Source organism: Variovorax sp. P4_D9, from assembly GCF_056401695.1.
Genome location: NZ_JBFUIU010001460.1, coordinates 1 through 1,307, shown reverse-complemented (window position 1 = coordinate 1,307; position 1,307 = coordinate 1). Strand labels below are relative to the sequence as shown.

Below are 1,307 nucleotides of genomic sequence, written 5' to 3'. Positions count from 1 at the left end.
ACGTGGGACAGCTCGTGCGCTAGCAGCCACCGCCCTGCGCTCGTTCCAGGCGCGTACTGCTGCGCTCCGAACACGATGTGGCGTCCGACGGTGTACGCATCGGCATGAAGCGCGTCGGCGCTCCGCCGCGACGCCGTGTCTTCATGCACCCGCACCGTCGACAGGTCGTAGCCGAAGCGCGGCTCCATGAAGGCGCGGGTGCCCGCATCGAGCGAGCGACCCGGCGACGAAAGAACCTGATGCACGCCGGCCAGCGCGAGCTCCGGTCCGAGGCGGGACTGCGACTGCGGCCGGGGCGGCTCGGAAGTCTGCGTGATCCGCTCTGCATGTCGGTCCGCTTCGCGCTCTTCGACATCCGTGGGACTGCTGACTTGCAACGCTACGGAGGTGTCATGCAACGCGCTCTTCGCCGTGGCCTTCCGGCGCACGAGTTTCTCTTCCTCCCGCTCGCAAGACGAACACTTGCGTCGGATCGACGATCCGGCGACCGATGGCGAACGCAGCCTGGCCAGCGATGAAGCGAACATGGCTCTATGTCTATGGCCCTCAGTCTATTGCGGTTCGCGATTCGCGCGGGTATTGTCAGCACCCCTTTTTCATGTCGATCGATCGGCCTGATTCGAAGCGCTGCCTTCGGGGCTGCGCGTCGTGTCGATTTGCAACAAGGAGAGTCGACCATGACTTCCGCACTGCTGTCCCCTGGCGTCTACATCGAGGAGGTGCCGAGCGGGGTGCGCACCATCACCGGCGTGGCGACCTCCATCGCCGCATTCATCGGCAGGACATCGCAAGGCCCCGTGAGCGAGCCGGCGCTGATCAGCAGCTTCGGCGACTTCGAGCGGCTGTTCGGTGGTGTCCAGATGAACTATCCGCTGAGCTATGCGGTGCAGGACTTCTACCTCAACGGTGGGAGCCAGGCCATCATCGTGCGGCTGCAGTCGGGTGCCGCGGCCGCCTCGGCAGCACTCGTCACGGGAGGTGCCAACAACGAGGCGCTCGACCTCGTCGCCTCGAGCCCGGGGACCTGGGGCAACGCGTTGAAGGTCACCGTCGACGATGCGACGCGCGACCCGAGCGACACCACGCTCTACAACCTCACGATCACGCAGGCCGGCGGCGCCACGGAGAAGTTCCTCAATGTCTCCTCCAGCAGCGCCAGCGCCAGCTTCGTGGCCCGCGTGCTCGACAGCCGATCGCTGATCGCGAAGGTGGCGCTGGACAGCAGCGGCCACTGGATCGCACCGGCCACGCGACCCCTGCCCGGCAGCGTGTCGTTTGCCGGCGGCGTCGACAGCGCCGCCCTGGCG

The 1,307-nt window shown here is 66.7% G+C and carries 1 protein-coding gene and 1 pseudogene; one reads left to right on the top strand and one right to left on the bottom strand.

The features are described 5' to 3' along the window. Positions 1 to 428, bottom strand: a 428-nt coding sequence (locus tag AC1DY5_RS55990) for an eCIS core domain-containing protein (protein WP_478122764.1), incomplete at its 3' end; no start/stop codon positions are given. Between the two features lie 249 nt (positions 429 to 677). On the opposite strand from AC1DY5_RS55990, the pseudogene AC1DY5_RS55985 reads away from it, so the two are divergent. After that, a pseudogene (locus tag AC1DY5_RS55985) lies at positions 678 to 1,307 on the top strand (phage tail sheath family protein); the annotation flags it as partial.